General features: G+C 70.3%; 16 protein-coding genes and 2 pseudogenes. 11 read left to right on the forward strand and 7 right to left on the reverse strand.

The window, feature by feature from the left end:
* Positions 1-44 precede the first annotated feature (44 nt).
* Positions 45-317 (reverse strand): hypothetical protein, encoded by a 273-nt coding sequence (locus ACFQ0P_RS12755; RefSeq protein WP_378772477.1) that lies wholly within the window; start codon positions 315-317, stop codon positions 45-47.
* On the opposite strand from ACFQ0P_RS12755, the gene ACFQ0P_RS12760 reads away from it, so the two are divergent.
* Positions 307-504 carry a hypothetical protein gene (locus ACFQ0P_RS12760; protein WP_378772480.1) on the forward strand — a complete coding sequence of 66 codons (198 nt, stop codon included), beginning with the start codon at positions 307-309 and terminating at the stop codon, positions 502-504. The genes ACFQ0P_RS12755 and ACFQ0P_RS12760 overlap by 11 nt on opposite strands.
* A gap of 37 nt (positions 505-541) precedes the next feature.
* Here the strand turns inward: ACFQ0P_RS12760 and ACFQ0P_RS12765 are convergent, their stop codons facing one another.
* Positions 542-892 (reverse strand): hypothetical protein, encoded by a 351-nt coding sequence (locus ACFQ0P_RS12765; protein WP_378772482.1) that lies wholly within the window; start codon positions 890-892, stop codon positions 542-544.
* A 166-nt stretch (positions 893-1058) separates the two neighbouring features.
* Between ACFQ0P_RS12765 and ACFQ0P_RS12770 the strand changes: the two genes are divergently transcribed.
* The 3 genes from ACFQ0P_RS12770 (at position 1059) to ACFQ0P_RS12780 (ending at position 2918) form a co-directional block, all read left to right on the forward strand.
* Positions 1059-1568 carry an FHA domain-containing protein gene (locus tag ACFQ0P_RS12770; protein WP_204979050.1) on the forward strand — a complete coding sequence of 170 codons (510 nt, stop codon included), beginning with the start codon at positions 1059-1061 and terminating at the stop codon, positions 1566-1568.
* A complete protein-coding gene (gene ftsR, locus ACFQ0P_RS12775; protein ID WP_204979051.1) occupies positions 1568-2260 on the forward strand; it encodes a transcriptional regulator FtsR in 693 nt (230 codons plus the stop codon). The genes ACFQ0P_RS12770 and ftsR overlap by 1 nt, the downstream gene beginning before the upstream one ends.
* Positions 2261-2372: 112 nt before the next feature.
* Positions 2373-2918: a MerR family transcriptional regulator gene (locus tag ACFQ0P_RS12780; RefSeq protein WP_204979052.1), complete on the forward strand. Its 546-nt coding sequence runs from the start codon at positions 2373-2375 to the stop codon at positions 2916-2918.
* Positions 2919-2937: 19 nt separating this feature from the next.
* Here the strand turns inward: ACFQ0P_RS12780 and ACFQ0P_RS12785 are convergent.
* Positions 2938-4147 (reverse strand): annotated as a pseudogene (locus ACFQ0P_RS12785) (trans-sulfuration enzyme family protein).
* A gap of 102 nt (positions 4148-4249) precedes the next feature.
* Between ACFQ0P_RS12785 and ACFQ0P_RS12790 the strand changes: the two are divergent.
* Positions 4250-4738 carry an Lrp/AsnC family transcriptional regulator gene (locus ACFQ0P_RS12790; RefSeq protein WP_204979053.1) on the forward strand — a complete coding sequence of 163 codons (489 nt, stop codon included), beginning with the start codon at positions 4250-4252 and terminating at the stop codon, positions 4736-4738.
* A 9-nt stretch (positions 4739-4747) separates the two neighbouring features.
* Here the strand turns inward: ACFQ0P_RS12790 and ACFQ0P_RS12795 are convergent, their stop codons facing one another.
* Positions 4748-5557 carry a ParA family protein gene (locus tag ACFQ0P_RS12795; RefSeq protein ID WP_056119365.1) on the reverse strand — a complete coding sequence of 270 codons (810 nt, stop codon included), beginning with the start codon at positions 5555-5557 and terminating at the stop codon, positions 4748-4750.
* Positions 5558-5630: 73 nt separating this feature from the next.
* On the opposite strand from ACFQ0P_RS12795, the gene ACFQ0P_RS12800 reads away from it, so the two are divergent.
* The 3 genes from ACFQ0P_RS12800 to ACFQ0P_RS12810 all read left to right on the forward strand — a co-directional run bounded on the left by ACFQ0P_RS12800 (position 5631) and on the right by ACFQ0P_RS12810 (position 11099).
* Positions 5631-9038 carry a pyruvate carboxylase gene (locus tag ACFQ0P_RS12800; RefSeq protein WP_204979054.1) on the forward strand — a complete coding sequence of 1136 codons (3408 nt, stop codon included), beginning with the start codon at positions 5631-5633 and terminating at the stop codon, positions 9036-9038.
* 235 nt (positions 9039-9273) lie between these two features.
* Positions 9274-10602, forward strand: coding sequence for a MinD/ParA family ATP-binding protein (locus ACFQ0P_RS12805; RefSeq protein WP_378772890.1), 1329 nt, complete (start codon positions 9274-9276; stop codon positions 10600-10602).
* A gap of 8 nt (positions 10603-10610) precedes the next feature.
* The gene (locus ACFQ0P_RS12810) at positions 10611-11099 is read left to right on the forward strand and encodes a peptide deformylase (protein WP_204979056.1); all 489 of its coding nucleotides are present in this window, start codon (positions 10611-10613) and stop codon (positions 11097-11099) included.
* 84 nt (positions 11100-11183) lie between these two features.
* Here ACFQ0P_RS12810 and ACFQ0P_RS12815 read toward each other — a convergent pair whose 3' ends face one another.
* A complete protein-coding gene (locus tag ACFQ0P_RS12815) occupies positions 11184-13010 on the reverse strand; it encodes an AMP-dependent synthetase/ligase (protein ID WP_204979057.1) in 1827 nt (608 codons plus the stop codon).
* A 149-nt stretch (positions 13011-13159) separates the two neighbouring features.
* Here ACFQ0P_RS12815 and ACFQ0P_RS12820 point away from each other — a divergent pair, with 149 nt between their 5' ends.
* Genes ACFQ0P_RS12820 through ACFQ0P_RS12830 form a run of 3 tightly spaced genes read left to right on the forward strand, consistent with a single transcriptional unit; the run spans position 13160 to position 16171 of the window.
* Positions 13160-14095, forward strand: a complete 936-nt coding sequence (locus ACFQ0P_RS12820; protein WP_204979058.1) for an ROK family glucokinase — start codon at positions 13160-13162, stop codon at positions 14093-14095.
* Between the two features lie 2 nt (positions 14096-14097).
* The gene (locus tag ACFQ0P_RS12825; RefSeq protein ID WP_204979059.1) at positions 14098-14784 is read left to right on the forward strand and encodes a lysophospholipid acyltransferase family protein; all 687 of its coding nucleotides are present in this window, start codon (positions 14098-14100) and stop codon (positions 14782-14784) included.
* A gap of 49 nt (positions 14785-14833) precedes the next feature.
* On the forward strand, positions 14834-16171 hold the full coding sequence (locus ACFQ0P_RS12830; protein ID WP_204979060.1) for a class II 3-deoxy-7-phosphoheptulonate synthase: 1338 nt from the start codon (positions 14834-14836) through the stop codon (positions 16169-16171).
* An 11-nt stretch (positions 16172-16182) separates the two neighbouring features.
* On the opposite strand, the gene ACFQ0P_RS12835 is transcribed toward ACFQ0P_RS12830, so the two are convergent.
* Together ACFQ0P_RS12835 and ACFQ0P_RS12840 are read right to left on the reverse strand one after the other, a co-directional pair.
* The gene (locus tag ACFQ0P_RS12835; protein WP_449288944.1) at positions 16183-16800 is read right to left on the reverse strand and encodes a PASTA domain-containing protein; all 618 of its coding nucleotides are present in this window, start codon (positions 16798-16800) and stop codon (positions 16183-16185) included.
* Positions 16777-18036: pseudogene (locus tag ACFQ0P_RS12840) on the reverse strand (protein kinase domain-containing protein); the annotation flags it as partial. The gene ACFQ0P_RS12835 and the pseudogene ACFQ0P_RS12840, both read right to left, overlap by 24 nt.
* Positions 18037-18139: the final 103 nt, after the last annotated feature.

Genomic DNA, 18139 nt, shown 5'->3' on the forward strand with positions numbered 1-18139 from the left:
CGCCGTCGAGCCTAACGACCCCTTCGGCGGGGAGCCTGAGAGGTCTAGCATGGCGCCAGGCGGGCGATCCTGCCCGTTCCCCACGGGAAAGGGAGGTGACCCATGGACGCCATGATGATGGACGCCATGTCGAAGGACATGATGTCGATGCCGGGCATGGACACGATGGACATGGCGGTGCTGCAGGCCTGTATGGACGCCTGCTCGGCGTGCGAGCAGGCGTGCACGGTGTGCTCGACGCAGATGATGTCGTGCGCGCCGGCGTGCATGAACTGCGCGGACATGTGCAACACGATGATGCGGGCGATGATGCGCATGCAGGGCATGACGCCCGCATCCATGATGGCCATGCTCGACGCGTGCATCGCGATGTGCCAGACGTGCATGGACGAGTGCATGGAGCACGCCGACGACTCCGACGTGTGCCGCATGTGCGCGCAGTCGTGCCAGGCGTGCATGGACGCGTGCATGGCCGTCAGGGACATGCTGAGGAAGGCCGCCTGAACCGGATCGGGTGATCAGCCGGGCCGCGCCGAGGAGCTCAGCGACGTACGACGTTGTACCGCGCGCGGCCGACGGCGAGCACGTGGTAGCGCTCGTGCACCGAGACCGGGGTGCCCGACGTCAGCGCGCCGGCGGCCCCGGACGCGTTCCACAGCGCCACCGTCGTGCCGTCGCCGAGGGAGCGCGCCAGGATGACGCCCGAGCGGGCGTCGGCGTGCTCCACGATCGCGTCCGTCCATTCGGACGGCGTCGCCGCGGCGAGGCGCGACTGGATGAGGTGCAGCGCGTGGCCGGGGGCGTACGTCGAGCACGGTTCGCCGCGGTCGCACATGCACTCCGCACGCTCACGCACCTCGAGGGGCGGGATCTGATGCGGGTGGCTCGACACGGCGGGGCTCCTTCTCGTAGGTTCGATGCTCATCCACGTTAGGTCGGGCGCCGCCCCCGGACACCCTGACCGACACGGGACGAAACATTGCGGGACGCCCGAGGGGTCGATCCGTCCTTTCGCCCCTCGGGCGATCGGCTAGGCTTGCAGGCAGAGGAGGGGCACAGTGGAGGAACTTCGCCGACCCGATGAGGGCGACATCCGCCGGGCATCCGGCGCGGGCGCCGTCTCAGGCGATACCGACCGCGGAACCGACACGACCCAGACCTTCGGGCACGACTCCGATCTCTCCTTCGTGCCGTTCGGAAGCGAACTGGCCACCGCCGAGCTCGAGGCGATCGACGCCCTCCCCTCCGGTGCCGCGCTGCTGCTCGTCCGATCCGGACCGACGGCCGGCGCCCGGTACCTGCTCGACACCGACGTGACGACCGTCGGCCGTCATCCCGAGGCCGACATCTTCTTCGATGACGTCACCGTCTCCCGTCGTCACGCCGAGATCACCCGCACGGGCACATCCTTCGAACTGGTCGATCAGCGCTCACTCAACGGCACCTACGTCAACGGGGAGCGCGTGGATCGCGCCGTCCTCGACAACGGCGCCGAGGTGCGCGTCGGGAAGTTCCGCTTGAACTTCTTCGTGTCGCCCGCCGACCTCGTCCAGCCAGCGGCCGGCTGATGCCGCCCGCAAGCGCCCGCGAACGATCCTCGTCCGCGGGTCTTCTGAGCATCGGACAAGTGCTGGCACGGCTGTCTCCCGAGTTCCCGTCCCTGACCTCCAGCAAGCTGCGCTTCCTCGAGGTCCAGGGCATCGTCACACCGCTGCGCACGGAGTCCGGGTACCGGAAGTTCTCTCCCGCCGACCTCGAGCGCCTGCGGCTCGCGCTCACGCTGCAGCGCGACCACTACCTCCCGCTCGTCGTGATCCGCGAGTATCTGGCGGACATCGACGCGGGGCGGGAGCCGCAGGCGCCGACCGCGGTGTCGCCGCCGTCGATCGTGCCGGCTCCCCGCCGCTATCGCCGTGACGAGCTGCTCGCGGCGGCGGGGGCCGCGCCCCAGCTCCTGAACGATGCGATCAGCACGGGCGTGCTCGCCGGGTCCGACGCCTACACAGAGCAGTCGGTCGCCCTCCTGCGCGCCCTCGTCGCGCTCGACCGGCACGGGATCGAACCGCGCCACGTGCGCGCGCTCCGTCAGAACGCCGAGCGCGACGTCGCCCTCGTCGAGCAGGCTCTCGCGCCGCTTCTGCGACGGACGGATGCCCCGTCCCGGGGTCGCGCCGGTGAGCTCGCCCCCGAGCTGGCCAAGCGCCTCGACGAGGTGCGGTCGATCTTCGTCCGCGCCGCGCTCGAGCGACTGCTCTCCTGAGCGGCTCGACGGCCGCCGGACGCGACACGCCGGACCGTTCGGCCCGATGTCGTTGCCGCAGCGGGGTGGCTCATCTAGCGTGGAACCAAGCGATCCGACAGGGGGGCCGAGCATGACTGCTCGAGAAGCGGCCGAGGGCGAGCCGTTCATGGCCGATCTCCTCTTCACCGATGGACTCCCCGCCATGGACGACGAGGTCGGCTACCGCGGTGCCGTCGCGGCGCGCGCCGCCGGCATCACCTACCGCCAGCTCGACTACTGGGCCCGGACGGAGCTCGTCGAGCCGACGGTGCGCGGGGCGAGCGGTTCGGGCTCGCAGCGGCTGTACGGCTTCCGCGACATCCTCGTCCTCAAGCTCGTCAAGCGCCTCCTCGACACCGGCATCTCGCTCCAGCAGATCCGCACCGCCGTCGACCAGCTTCGCGCGGCGGGCATCCGCGACCTCGCGGGCACGACGCTCATGAGCGACGGCGCTTCGGTGTACCTGTGCACCTCGAACGACGAGGTCATCGACCTCGTCAGCCGCGGCCAGGGCGTCTTCGGGATCGCGGTGGGCAAGGTCCTGCGCGAGGTGGAGTCCGAGCTCGTGGAGTTCGACGCGCAGGCGCCGGACACGATGGACGAGCTCGCGGCGCGTCGCGCGGCCCGCACCGCCTGACGCACCGCGTCCGTGGCGCTCAGTGTGCCGCGACCGCTCCCGTCGCGCGCACCGCGATGCCCGCGAAGGCCTGCGACAGGTCGGCGATGAGGTCCTCGGGCGCCTCGAGTCCGATCGACAGCCGCACCAGCGCCTCCGAAGGCTTCGCCTCGCTCTGCACCGGGCGGTGCGTGAGGGCGGCGGGGTGCTGGATGAGCGAGTCCACGCTGCCGAGTGATACGGCGTGCGTGAAGAGCTGCACGCCGGACGTGAGGGCCGCGGCGGCGGCGAAGCCCCCGGTGAGCTCGATCGCGATCATGGCCCCGGGGCCGGCCTGCTGCCTGCCGACCAGGCCGAGCGGGTCGCACTCATCGAACTCCGGGAAGTGGACCCGCGCCACCTCGACGCGAGTGGCGAGCCAGCGCGCGACGGCGCGCGCGCCCTCCTGCTGCGCGCGCATCCGCACGGGGAGCGTGGCCAGCCCGCGGTGGAGGAGGTAGGCGGCGAGGGGATGCATGATCGCCCCGGTGATGGCCCGCGTCCGTCGCAGGGCGGCGGCGACCCCGGCGTCGCACGCGACCACTCCGCCGACGACGTCGCCGTGGCCGCCGAGGTACTTCGTCGCGCTGTGCAGCGACATCGCCGCGCCGAGATCCAGCGGATGCTGCAGGACCGGCGTCGCGAACGTGTTGTCGACGAGCACCGGAACGTCACCGGCGGCGTCCACGACGGCGCGGATGTCGACGAGCTCGAGGGTCGGGTTGGCGGGCGACTCGATGATCACGAGCGCGGTGTCGGGCCGCACCGTCGCGGCCACGGCATCGGCTGCGCAGAAGGTCGTCTGCACACCGAGAAGCCCGGAGGCGAGCAGGTGGTCGGTTCCCCCGTACAGCGGGCGCACGGCGACGACGTGACGTCGGTCCCGCTCGTGGGACAGCCCCAGCAGCACGGCTGTCAGCGCGGCCATGCCCGACGAGAAGGCGACGGCCTCCTCCGCGTGCTCCAGACGCGAGCGCCTCCTCGAAGCGGGCGACCGTGGGGTTCCACAGCCTGGCGTAGACGTTCGAACCTCCCTCGAAGGGATGACCGCCCGTGGCGAGCACCTCGTACGACAGCCCGCCGGCGTCGATTCCGGGAAGCGGGTTCGTCGAGGACAGGTCCAGGGGGAGGGCATGCACTCCCAGCTCGGCGAGATCGTCGCGGCCGGCGTGGACGGCGAGGCTATCGGGATGCAGTGTCTTCGGCGACATGCCACGATGGTCGTCGATCCTTCAGAGAACAGCAAGCTGATTCGACCCTATTCGGTCAGAGTGGGAGAGTAGGCTGTGTTTTCCGCAAGATCGGAGGTTGGGATGCCGTCGCCGTCGAAGAAATCGCAAGCGGGCCTCGACTCGACCGATCGGGCGATCCTCGCGGCGCTGATTGAGGACGGTCGCATGACCAACTCCGCACTCGCTGCGCGAGTGGGCCTGGCGGAGTCCACGTGCGCCTACCGGGTGCGCGCGCTGCGGGAGTCCGGGGTCGTCGCCGACATCTCGGCGCGCATCGATCTCGCCGCCGTCGGACGACCGATCCAGGCAGTCGTGCAGGTGCAGCTCGCCAGCCACAGCCGGACGCACATCGATGCGCTGTTCGACCGGCTGGCCGGCATCCCGGGTGCGCTGTCGGTCGTCCACGTCGCCGGCGACAACGACTTCCACGTGCATGTCGCCGTGGCGAGCCCTGAACGGCTGCGCGACCTGATCCTCGAGCACATCACCAGCCATCCGGCGGTCACGAAGACCGAGACGCAGCTGATCTTCGAGGCGCGCCGGGGCAGCGGGGTCCTCGGGCCCCTGTGAACGCCTCTATCAGGCTCGTGCCTCGCCCGGCACCGGGATACGGCCGGTCCGCATGACGCGGTCGAGGAGCGAGTCGAAGTCGGCCGCGAGCTCTTGCGCGGAGTCGCCCGGCCAGATGTGCAGCGGCTTGGCCGCTCCCTGCGCCTGCTGAAGCGAGGTGCGTTCGGGGAGCTGCGGGGAGAGCACGAGGGGGCCGAACATGTCGCGGAGCTCCTTGATGCGGAACTGATGCTCGATGGACTGGGGGCGCACCCGGTTCACCACGATGCCGAGCGGCTGGAGGCGGGGGGACAGGCCCCGGCGGATCTCTTCGATCGCCCGCAGCGCGCGGTCCGCCGCGGCGACCGAGAACAGCCCGGGCTCGGTGATCACGATGACGCGGTCGCTGGCGGCCCACGCCGTGCGCGTCAGGGCGTTGAGGGAGGGCGCGCAGTCGATGAGCACGAGGTCGTAGTCGGCCTCGATCGTCGCGAGGGCCTCCTCGAGCTTCCACACGTCGCGCACGCTCGGGTGCGGGCCGTCGAAGTTGATCGCCGAGGGGCTGCCGATCATGACGTCGATCGTGCCGGGGTGCACCTTCGCCCAGCCGCTGGAGGTGATGGCCTGGCGGACCGTCTTCTCCTTCGGATTGGCGAGGACATCGGCGACATTCAGGCGGCCGGCCACCTGGATGTCCATGCCCGTCGAGACGTCGGACTGCGGGTCGAGGTCGACGACGAGCGTGCGGACGCCGCGGGCGAAAGCCGCCGAGGCGAGTCCGAGAGTCACGGTCGTCTTGCCGACACCACCCTTGAGCGAGCTGACGGAAAGGACGTGCACAATTCACCACGTTACCGTCCCCTAGGCTGAGAGCACACTCAGGCCCGCCCGCACTGCTGCCTTCGGAGGTCGAATGTTCCGCAAGATCCTCGTAGCGAACCGAGGCGAGATCGCCATCCGCGCCTTCCGCGCCGCATACGAGTTGGGGGCGCGGACCGTCGCGGTGTTCCCCTTCGAGGACCGCGGTTCCCTGCACCGGCAGAAGGCCGACGAGTCCTACGAGATCGGCGAGCAGGGGCATCCCGTGCGCGCGTATCTCGACGTCGACGAGATCATCCGCGTCGCCCTGGCCGCGGGAGCCGACGCGATCTATCCGGGCTACGGTTTCCTCTCCGAGAACCCGGAGCTCGCCGAGAAGGCGGCCGCGAACGGCATCGTCTTCATCGGCCCGCCCGCCTCCGTGCTCGAGATGGCCGGCAACAAGGTCACCGCGAAGCAGCACGCGGTCGCCGCCGGGGTTCCCGTGCTGCGTTCGACCGAGGCATCCGACGACGTCGACACGCTGGTCTCCCAGGCGGACGGGATCGGCTTCCCGATCTTCGTGAAGGCTGTGGCGGGGGGCGGCGGCCGCGGCATGCGTCGCGTCGAGCAGCCCGCCGAGCTGGCACCCGCGCTGGCCGAGGCGATGCGCGAGGCCAGCAGCGCCTTCGGTGACGCGCGCGTGTTCCTCGAGCAGGCGGTCCAGCGTCCTCGCCACGTCGAGGTGCAGATCCTCGCTGACAAGTCGGGGGAGACGGTCCACCTCTTCGAGCGGGACTGCTCGGTGCAGCGCCGGCACCAGAAGGTGATCGAGATCGCCCCAGCGCCCAACCTCGATCCCGCGATCCGCGACGCGCTGCACGGGTACGCCGTCGCCTTCGCACGCTCGATCGGATACGAGAACGCGGGCACGGTCGAGTTCCTCCTCGAGACGGCGGGCCCGCGCGCCGGCGAGGTCGTCTTCATCGAGATGAACCCTCGGATCCAGGTCGAGCACACGGTCACCGAAGAGGTCACCGACGTCGACCTCGTCCAGTCGCAGATCCGCATCGCCGCCGGTGAGACGCTGAGCGACCTCGGCCTCACCCAGGACCGCATTCAGCTGCGCGGCGCCGCGCTGCAGTGCCGCATCACGACCGAGGACCCCGCGCAGGGCTTCCGCCCCGACACCGGACGCATCACGACGTACCGCTCGCCGGGCGGTGCCGGCATCCGCCTCGACGGTGGTACGACGGCGGCCGGATCGCAGATCAGCCCGCACTTCGACTCCATGCTGGCCAAGCTCACGTGCCGCGGTCGGGACTTTCCCGCGGCGGTCACCCGCGCCCGGCGCGCGCTGGCGGAGTTCCGCATCCGCGGCGTGGCCACGAACATCCCGTTCCTCCGGGCCGTGCTCGATGACGAGGCGTTCGTCGCGGGGGACGTCAGCACGTCGTTCATCGACGAGCGACCGCAGCTGCTCACGAGCAACCCGTCGCGCGACCGCGCCACCAAGCTGCTCAACTGGCTGGCCGACGTCACCGTCAACCGGCCCTACGGCGAGAAGCCGCTCTCGGTCTCGCCCGGCAGCAAGCTCCCCGAGATCGACCTGACGACGGCCCCTCCGGCGGGCGCGCTCGAGCGGCTGAGGGCCCTCGGTCCGGAGGGCTTCGCACGGTCACTCCGGGAGCAGACGGCGCTCGCGGTCACCGAGACGACGTTCCGCGACGCGCACCAGTCGCTGCTGGCCACCCGCGTGCGCACGCGCGATCTCGTCCGCGTCGGGCCGCACGTGGCGCGCATGACCCCCCAGCTCCTGTCGGTCGAGGCATGGGGAGGGGCCACCTACGACGTGGCGCTGCGATTCCTGGCCGAGGACCCGTGGGAGCGCCTGGCCGCGGTGCGCGAGGCGATGCCGAACATCCCGGTTCAGATGCTGCTGCGCGGCCGCAACACCGTCGGCTATACGCCGCGTCCGGTCGAAGTGACGGACGCGTTCGTGACCGAGGCGGCCGCGACCGGGGTCGACATCTTCCGCATCTTCGACGCGCTCAATGACGTGTCGCAGATGAGGCCGGCGATCGACGCCGTCCGCGCGACCGGAACCGCGGTCGCCGAGGTGGCGGTCTGCTACACCTCCGACCTCCTCGACCCCGCCGAGAAGCTGTACACCCTCGACTACTACCTCCGCCTCGCCGACGAGATCGTCGCGGCGGGCGCGCACATCCTCGCGATCAAGGACATGGCGGGGCTGCTCCGCCCCGCGGCGGCGGCGCAGCTCGTCTCGGCGCTGCGGGAGCGGTTCGACCTGCCCGTTCACCTCCACACGCACGACACCGCCGGGGGACAGCTGGCGACGCTGCTCGCCGCGAGCGCAGCGGGCGTCGATGCGGTGGATGCCGCGGCGGCCCCGATGTCGGGGACGACCAGCCAGCCGTCTCTCTCGGCGCTCGTCGCGGCGCTCGCCCACACCGAGCGCGACACGGGCCTGGATCTGCAGGCGGTGTGCGATCTCGAGCCGTACTGGGAGGCGGTGCGCCAGCTGTACCGTCCGTTCGAGTCGGGTCTCCCGTCGCCGACCGGTCGCGTCTACCATCACGAGATCCCCGGTGGGCAGCTGTCGAACCTGCGTCAGCAGGCGATCGCGCTCGGCCTCGCCGACGACTTCGAGCTCATCGAGGACATGTACGCCGCCGCCGATCGTCTGCTCGGCCGCATCCCGAAGGTCACGCCCTCGTCCAAGGTCGTCGGCGATCTCGCACTCGCGCTCGTCGCGGTGCGTGCGGACCCGGCCGACTTCGAGCAGAACCCGCAGAACTACGACATCCCCGATTCGGTGGTCGGGTTCATGGCGGGGGAGTTGGGCGACCTTCCCGGCGGCTGGCCTGAGCCGTTCCGCACCAAGGTCCTCGCCGGCCGCTCGGTGTCGATCGACATCCCGCCGCTGACCGACGAGGAGCAGGCCGGGCTGGCCGGCAGCGGCGTCGAGCGGAAGCGCACGCTGAACCGGCTCCTCTTCCCGGGGCCGGCGCGCGAGTTCGAGAAGAACCGCGAGGCGTACGGCGATCTGACGGCTCTCGGCACGCCCGACTACCTCTACGGACTCAAGCCGGGCGAGGAGCACGTCGCCGAGATCGACCCCGGCGTGCAGCTCTACGTCGGCCTGGAGGCGATCGGCGAGGCCGACGCCAAGGGCATCCGCACCGTGATGACCACGCTCAACGGCCAGCTGCGCCCGGTCTTCGTGCGCGACCGCAGCATCGCCGTCGACGTCACGCCCGCCGAGCGGGCGGACACCACGAAGCCGGGTCAGGTGGCGGCGCCGTTCTCGGGCGTCGTGACGCTCAAGGTGGCGGTCGGCGACACGGTGACGGCGGGCCAGCCGGTCGCATCGATCGAGGCGATGAAGATGGAGGCGGCCATCACCGCGTCCGTCGACGGGGTCGTGGAGCGCATCGCGATCGGCGGAACGGCGCAGGTCGACGCGGGAGACCTTTTGGTCGTGATCCGCCCGGGCAAGTAACCTGGTGGGCGGTACCCGCCCGAATTCCCTCCCTGCCTTGGAGAACTCCGCAGTGACGCCTGATCGCACCGACCACACGCCCGACGACGCTGAGAACGGCGTGCTGTCCGACTCCGGCAGCCTCGACACCAGCGGAATCGGCATCCTCGGCGGCGGGACCGCTCAGGTCAACGTCGAATTGCCGTCCGAGACCGACGACGACGACTTCGTCGAGGACGAGGTGATCGACGGCGGCATGCCGTTCGTAGTCGAGATCCCGGCGGACACCACCGAGGCGGAGATCGTCGAGACCGCCGACGCGGAGGACTGGACCGTCGAGGGAGACATCGACGACTGGGCGGACCTCGACGACATCGCGGACGCGGATGTCGTGGACGACGAGACTGTCGTCGACCCGACGCCTGCGGCCACGCCGGCCCCCGAAGACGCCTCGCCGGAGCGGGGGACGGATGCCGCAGCATCCCTTCCGTCGGAAGACCCCACCGACGACGAGCTCGTCGTCGCGGCCGCCACCGCTGCCGCGCCCCGTGCCGCGGCGGCTCCCGTGGAGCGCGCGCCGTATCCGCACCCCGAGGTGACCCTGACCTCCAAGCGACTCGGCGAGTTCGAAGCCGATCGCGAGACGGCCGACCTGCTGACCGCCGACCGTCTGCTCGACCCGCACCACGTCGTCAAGAGCGAGCCCGAGGGCTACTGGCAGCACCTCGTGTACTCGATCTCCGGACGGCGCATCAACCTGGGCGACAGTAAGCGCGCCCGCGCGCGCAAAGAGCTCGACCGTCGGATCGCCGCCCCGCTGGCCGGCGGTGCGCGGTTCGTGCCCGTGCTTTCGCGCAAGGGCGGCGTCGGCAAGACCACGGTCACGACCCTGCTCGGCATGGCCCTTGCCGACGCCCGCGACGACCGTGTGATCGCCGTGGATGCCAACCCCGACCGCGGCACCCTCGCCGAGCGGATCGCCCGCACGAGTGGCAAGACCGTGCGCGATCTGGTCCGCACCAGCGGCGACGTCGTCGGATTCAACGACCTGTCGAACATCGTCGCGCGCGACGAGACCCGCCTCGACGTCGTGGCGTCCGACTCCGACCCGCGCGTCTCCGAGGCGTTCAGCGACGTCGATTACCGGAGCGTCGCGACGCTCGCCGCGCACTACTACTCGGTCGTGCTCACCGACACCGGCACGGGCATCGTCCACTCCGTCATGGGAGCGACCCTTGAGATGGCCGACCAGCTCGTCATCGTCGCCGGTCTCAGCGTCGACGAGGCTCGGCTCGCGTCCGAGACGCTCACGTGGCTCGAGACCAACGGATATGCCGACAAGGTCCGCAGTGCCGTCGTCGTGCTGAACAACTCGCGGCCGGGCGCGCCGCTCGTCCAGCTCGCGGAGCTGGAGGCGCACTTCCGCACCCGCGTTCGCGCCGTCGTGCGGATGCCGTACGACGCGCACATCGCCGCGGGCAGTGCGATCTCGTTCCGGGATCTCGAACCCGCGACGCGCGACGCCGCACGCGAGCTGGCAGCGACCGTGGTGGAGGGCCTGCGCGCCCTCGCGCCCGCCGCGTAGGCGCCGCCATGACGGTGCGTCCCATCCGGGTCTTCGGCGACCCCGTTCTCACGGCACCCAGCGCTCCCATCGAGGAGATCGACGACGGCGTGCGCGCACTCGTGCGCGATCTGCTCGAGACCGTCGCGCTCCCGGGCCGAGCGGGAGTCGCCGCGCCGCAGATCGGGGTCGCCCTGCGCGCGTTCAGCTACAACGTCGACGGAGAGATCGGCTACGTGCTCAACCCGGTGCTCGAAGTGTCGGGCGAACCGCAGCCGATCGGAGAGGGGTGCCTGTCGGTCCCCGGCCTGTGGCACGACGCGGTCCGTCATCCGTGGGCCCGCGTGACCGGGATCGACCTCGACGGCGCCGAGGTCGTGCTCGAGGGGGAAGGCCTCATGGCGCAGGCACTCCAGCACGAGACCGACCACCTCGACGGCATGCTCTACCTCAAGCGCCTCACGCCCGAGGAGCGCCGTATCGCGATGCGCGAGATCCGCGAGTCCGACTGGTTCTGACGCGACGCGCCACAGACCCGCCCCGGAACGCACGAAGCCCCGGCCCTCCGAGGAGGGCCGGGGCCGCGGCATCCGTCTACCGCGCTAAGACAGCGACACGTTCGACGTGTTGACCGGGACGCTGTAGAGCTCCTCGATCTGCGCGGCGAAGTCGTCCATGATGACGTTGCGCTTGATGCTCATCTTGGGCGTGAGGTGTCCGCTGGCCTCCGTCCACTCGGTGTCGAGGATCGTGAACTTGCGGATCGACTCCGCGCGGGAGACCGAGGTGTTGGCGCGGTCGATGGCTCGCTGCACCTCGGCGCGCACCGCGTCGTTCTTCGCGGCATCCGCGAGCGACATGTCTCCCGACAAGCCGTTGTTCGCCAGCCACGTCGGAAGCATCTCGGGGTCGAGCGTGACCAGGGCCGAGATGAACGGCTTCTGATCCCCGACGACGACGACCTGGCCGACGATCGGGTTCGCGCGGATCGGGTCCTCGAGCATCGCCGGGGCGACGTTCTTCCCGCCGGCGGTGACGATGATCTCCTTCTTGCGGCCCGTGATCGTGAGGAAGCCCTCCTGGTCGAACGCGCCGATGTCGCCGGTCTTGAACCAGTCGCCGTCGAACGCGGCGGCGGTCGCCTCGGGGTTGCGCCAGTACTCCTTGAACACGTTGATTCCGCGCACCTGGATCTCGCCGTCGTCGGCGAGCCGGATGCCCACGCCCGGGAGCACGGGGCCGACCGTGCCGATCTTGGACTTCGTGACGAGGTTGACCGTCGCGGGGGCGGTCGTCTCGGTGAGACCGTAGCCCTCGAGGATGGTCACGCCGAGGCTGTGGAAGAAGTGGCCGAGCCGAGGCCCGAGCGGCGCGGATCCCGACACGGCGTAGGCGACGTTGCCTCCCATCGCGGCACGGAGCTTGCTGTACACGAGGCGGTCGAAGAGGCGGAACTTGACCTTCGTCATGAACGGCACCTTCTTGCCCTCCTGCAGGAGGCGCGAGTGCTCGATCGCGGTGTGCGCGGCGGTGCGGAAGATCTTTCCCTTGCCGCCGGCCTCGGCCTTCTGCTCGGCCGAGTTGTACACCTTCTCGAAGACGCGGGGCACCGCGAGCAGATAGGTCGGCTTGAAAGAGCCCAGGGCGGGGAGCAGCTGCTTCGTGTCGGGCTGATGGCCGGTCTTGACGCCCGCGTGGATGTTCAGCACCGAGATGAAGCGCGCGAAGATGTGCGCGGTCGTGATGAACAGCAGCGTCGAGGCGCCGGGCTTGGCGACGACCTCCTGCAGCGCCTTGGCGGAGTTGCGCGTGAGCTCGACGAAGTTGCTGTGGGTGAGAACGCAGCCCTTCGGCCTGCCGGTGGAACCCGACGTGTAGATGAGCGTCGCGATGTCGGACCCGTTTGCGAGCCCGCGGCGACGCTGGATCTCGGCGTCGGTGACGTCCTTGCCGGCCGCGACGAGCTTGTCGAGGTCGCCGCGCGCCATCTCCCACGTCGAGCGCACGAGAGGGACGTCCGCGCGGACCTCGTCCAGGCGGGCGGAGTGGTCGGCCGACTCGGTCAGGCACGCCACGGCGCCGGAGTCGGTCAGGATCCAGCTGATCTGCGACGGCGAGCTCGTCTCGTACACGGGCACCATGACAGCGCCGGCGTAGAAGAGCGCGAAGTCGACGAGCGTCCAGTCGTACGTCGTGCGGGCGATGAAGGCGACCTTGTCGCCGGGCTCGATACCGGCGGCGACGAAGCCCTTCGCGAGGGCGATCACCTGCTTCTCGAAATCTGCGGCGGTGATGTCGCGCCAGCCTTCGCCGTCGGGAACGGCGAACAGAGCAAGCTGCGGCGTCGCCTTCACCCGCTCGGCGAGCAGATCGCTGACGTTCGCCTGGGGATCGGCGGGGACGATGGCGGGGACTTCGAATTGGACCACGGCAGCTCCTTCGGTACCGGATGATGAATCTCGGGTGGATCTCATCCGAGTCTAATCCGAAGAGCGGCTCGATCCGGCGGGGCGGCCGCGTCGCCTCGCCGCTAGACTGCATGGCGCCGTCGTGCGCGCGCCGGTGGGAGAGGAGTGCGGTGCTCAAGGTCGGGATCGACATCGGTGGGACGAAGATCGCCGGAGGCGTCGTCGATCCGGACGGCCGCATCCTGGAGAAGCTCCGCGTCGACACCCCCGTCGACACCGCGGCGCTCGCCGCAGCCGTCATCGACATGGCGCGCCACTTCGCCGCGGGCCACGAGATCGCCGCCGTCGGCGTGGCGGCGGCGGGGTTCATCGATCGCGATCGCGCGACGGTCATCCACGCGCCGAACATCGCGTGGCGCAACGAGCCGCTCAAAGCCACGCTGGAGGCGGGCATCGAGGTGCCGGTCGCGATCGAGAACGACGCCAACGCGGCCGGGTGGGCGGAGTTCCGGTTCGGGGCGGGGCGTGACGTCGACAACATGGTGATGCTCACGATGGGCACCGGCGTGGGCGGGGCGATCGTCCTGGACGGCGAGCTCTTCCGCGGCGGGCACGGCATCGCCGCGGAACTCGGGCACACGCGGTTCACCCGCGACGGGCTTCCCTGCGGCTGCGGACAGAACGGATGCCTCGAGCAGTACGCCTCCGGACGCGCCCTGCAGCGCGAGGCCAACGCCATCGCAGACGGCGGCGGCATCGGCCGAGCCCTCGCGGCGCTGCGCGAGGAGAAGGGGTCGATCAGCGGACCGGCCGTGTCGCGGCTCGTGCTCGCCGGCGACCCCGGCGCGACCGAGGCGCTGCGTCGCGTGGCGACGGCACTCGGCGAGGCGTGCGGCGGCTTCCAGGCCGTGCTCGACCCCGAGCTCTTCGTCATCGGCGGCGGCGTGGCGCAGCTGGGCGAAGACCTGCTGGCTCCGGTCCGCCTGGCCTACGAGACGTCTTTGCCCGGCTACGGCGACCGTCCGGTGGCCGAGTTCGCGATCGCGCAGCTCGTGAACGACGCCGGACTCATCGGGGCCGCCGACCTCGCCGGCGCGGAGGGGTAGCGATGTTCTACTGGCTGATGAAGTACGTGGTGATCGGACCGCTCGTCAAGGCGATCTTCCGCCCGTGGGTCGTCGGCCGTCGCAACATCCCCGCCGAAGGCGGCGCGATCCTCGCGAGCAACCACCTTTCGTTCATCGACTCCGTCATGCTCCCGCTCATGATCGACCGGCGCGTGGCATTCCTCGCCAAGAGCGACTACTTCACCGGCAGGGGCATCAAGGGGTGGGCGACCCGGATGTTCTTCAAGGGCACGGGCCAGCTTCCGATCGACCGCTCGGGAGGCAAGGCATCCGAGGCATCACTCAACACCGGGCTCCAGGTGCTCGGGGGCGGTGAGCTGCTGGGGATCTACCCGGAGGGCACGCGCAGCCCCGACGGCAAGCTCTACCGCGGACGCACCGGGATCGCCCGAATGGCGCTCGAGGCGCACGTGCCCGTGGTTCCCGTGGTGATGGTCGACACCGACACGATGATGCCGATCGGCCAGCGGCTGCCCAATGTCGTGCGCGTGGGAGTGGTGATCGGCGAGCCGCTCGACTTCTCGCGGTTCGCCGGGATGGAGGGTGATCGGTACATCCTCCGCTCCATCACCGACGAGATCATGGTCGCGCTCCAGCGGCTGGGTGAGCAGGAGTACGAGGACGTGTACGCGTCCACCGTGAAGGACCGCCTGAAGCCCAAGGCCTGAGCGCGTCACACGCGTCCGGGACCGAGTCCGCCGCGGGTAGGATCGAGGGATGCTCCAGCAGCTCGACAGTCTCGACCACTGGCGGACCCTGCCCATCAAGCAGCAGCCCGCGTGGCCCGACGCCGATGCGGTCGCCGCGGCATCCGCCGAGCTCGCGACCCTTCCGCCGCTCGTGTTCGCGGGCGAGGTCGACAACCTCCGCGAGCGCCTCGGGCGCGCCGCGTCCGGTCAGGCCTTCCTGCTCCAGGGCGGGGACTGCGCCGAGACGTTCGCCGGCGCGACGGCCGAGCAGATCCGCAACCGCATCAAGACCGTGCTGCAGATGGCCGTCGTCCTCACCTACGGCGCCTCGATGCCGGTCGTGAAGATGGGCCGCATGGCGGGGCAGTTCGCCAAGCCGCGCTCGAGCGACTCGGAGACCCGTGGAGACGTGACGCTGCCGGCCTACCGCGGCGACATCGTCAACGGCTACGACTTCACCGAGGGGTCCCGCCAGGCCGACCCCCAGCGCCTGCTGAAGGGCTACCACACGGCGGCCTCGACGATCAATCTGATCCGCGCCTTCACGCAGGGCGGGTTCGCCGACCTCCGCGAGGTGCACTCGTGGAACAAGGGCTTCGCGCAGAACCCGGCGAATCAGGCGTACGAGCGGATGGCTACCGAGATCGATCGCGCCATCCGCTTCATGGAGGCCGCCGGTGCGAACTTCGACGAGCTCAAGCGCGTCGAGTTCTACACCGGGCACGAGGGGCTGCTCATGGACTACGAGCGCCCTCTCACGCGGATCGATTCGCGAACCAATCTGCCCTACAACACGTCGGCGCACTTCCTGTGGATCGGCGAGCGCACACGCGAGCTCGACGGCGCCCACGTGGACTACTTCTCGAAGATCCGCAACCCGATCGGTGTCAAGCTCGGCCCCACCACGTCACCCGACGCCGCCCTCGCGCTCATCGACAAGCTCGACCCGGAGCGCGAGCCCGGACGCCTGACCTTCATCACACGCATGGGCGCCGGGAAGATCCGCGACGCGCTGCCTCCGCTGCTCGAGGCCGTCAAGGATTCCGGTGCGACACCGCTGTGGGTCACCGATCCCATGCACGGCAACGGCATCACGACGCCGACGGGCTACAAGACGCGCCGGTTCGACGACGTCGTCGACGAGGTGCGCGGCTTCTTCGAGGCTCATCGCGCGGCGGGCACGTTCCCGGGCGGCATCCACGTCGAGCTGACCGGGGACGACGTCACCGAGTGCCTCGGCGGATCCGAGCAGATCGACGAGGCCACGCTCGCGACCCGGTACGAGAGCCTGTGCGACCCGCGCCTCAACCACATGCAGTCGCTCGAGCTCGCCTTCCTCGTGGCCGAGGAGCTCGAGAAGCGCTGACGGATGCTTCGTCAGCCGCTGACGGTGATCTCGATGTAGATGCGGGTCCCCTTGACGAGCATCGACCCCGCGGCCGGGTCGGATGACGCGACCTCGGTGATCTCGTCGGGGAACGGTGTCCACAGCGCCGAGTAGTCGACCTGGAAGCCCGCGTCCTCGAGGGTCGCGATGGCGGTGTCACGGGTCTGCCCGACGACATCGGGGACCTCGAAGAGCGGGGGACCGGTCGAGACGATGAGGCTCACGCGGTCTCCGGGCCGCCACCAGCCGCCGCCCTCGCGCTCGGTGGTGCCGATGACGAGGCCCTGTGCGATCTCGTCGCTCGCCTGCTCGATGACCTCGTCGGCCACCTCGAGCTGCGCTCCCGTGAGGGTCGCGCGAGCAGCTTCGACCTCCTGCCCGCCCACACCCGGCAGCGCGCCGAGCGAGATCCACAGCGTGGCGGTGTCGCCCTCGCGAACGGTGCAGCCCTCGAGACAGGCGACGTCCTCCCCGCCGGCGCGGGGCGTGATCACCACGCCGACCGTGGTCTCGGCCGGGCTGCCGGTGTAGAAGACCTCGTCGCCCGTCACCTCGATGCTGTGCGAGGCGAGCACGGCGGTCGCGTCGTCGCGGGAGAGTCCTTCCATCGATTCGACCTGGGCTTCGGCTGGGCCGAGGGAGATCAGGACGGCGACCTCGGTCTCTTTGTCGACCCGCGATCCGGCCGGCGGATCGGTGCCGATCGCCTGCCCCGCCTCGACCTCGAGACTGCTCTCGCCGCGCTCGACGGCGATGAGCCCGTCTTGGGCGAGCCGCTCCTCGGCCTGGGCGAAGGTCAGACCGGAGACGTCGGCGACGGCGACCTGCGATCCCGGACCCGAGCCGAACCACCAGCCGAGGCCGGCGGCGAGGGCCGCCAGCAGCACGACCAGCGCGACCATCCATGCTCCGGTCGCGCGCCGCCGCTTCATCGCGCGACGCAGCCGGGTGGCGTTGTCGACCTCTTCGACGATGCGGGTGGGTGCGGTCCCGCCGGTGGGCAGGACGGCCGTCAGCTCGCCCGACGGAATCCCGTCGTCGTGGAGCGCGGTGATCGCTCCGGTGCGGGTGACCACGGGCGTGATCGCCAGCTCCTGCTCGATCTCGCGCAGCCGGTCGAGCATTTCGCGGGCGTCGACGGGCCGGTCGTCCGGGCTCTTCTCGGTGGCCCACAGCACGAGCTCGTCGAGCGGCTCAGGGACGCCGGGGTTCTTCACGCTGGGACGGGGGACGGAGTCGGTGGCGTGCTGGAACGCGATCTGCATCGGCTGCTCGCCCTTGTAGGGCTGCTCGCCGGTCAGCATCTCGTAGAGCATGATGCCGAGGGCGTAGATGTCGCTGCGGGCGTCGGCGGTTCCCCGCGTGACGAGTTCCGGCGCGAGATAGGCGATCGTTCCCAGCAGCTGGGCACCCGTGGCCGTGTTGGCCGTCGTCGCGCGCGCGAGCCCGAAGTCGCCGATCTTGATGCGCCCGTCTTCGGCGAGCAGGACGTTCTCGGGCTTGACGTCGCGGTGCACGATGCCCGCACGGTGGGCGGCTGCCAGCCCCGACAGGATCGCGTCGAGGATCGTCACCGCCTGCGGGACCGTCAGGCGCCGCTGCTCGCGCAGCAGTTCGCGCAGCGTGATTCCGGGCAGGTACTCCATCACGAGATACGCCATCTCGCCGTCCTGGCCCTGATCGAAGACGTTCACGACGTGCGGATCGGCCAGGCGTGCCGCGGCGCGTGCTTCCTGGATGAAGCGGCTCTGGAACACCGTGTCGTCGCTGAGATGGCCGTGCATGACCTTCAGCGCCACGCGCCGCTCGAGGCGCAGATCGGTGGCCACGTAGACGGTCGCCATCCCGCCTCGCGCGATGCGAGCACGGACGCGGTACCGGCCGTCGACCAGACGGCCGATCAGCGGATCCGTCTGCTGGCTCGTGCTCACGCCTGAAGTCTACGGA

Origin of the sequence: Microbacterium insulae, assembly GCF_042677065.1 — a bacterium.
GTDB classification, from domain to species: Bacteria; Actinomycetota; Actinomycetes; order Actinomycetales; family Microbacteriaceae; genus Microbacterium; species Microbacterium insulae.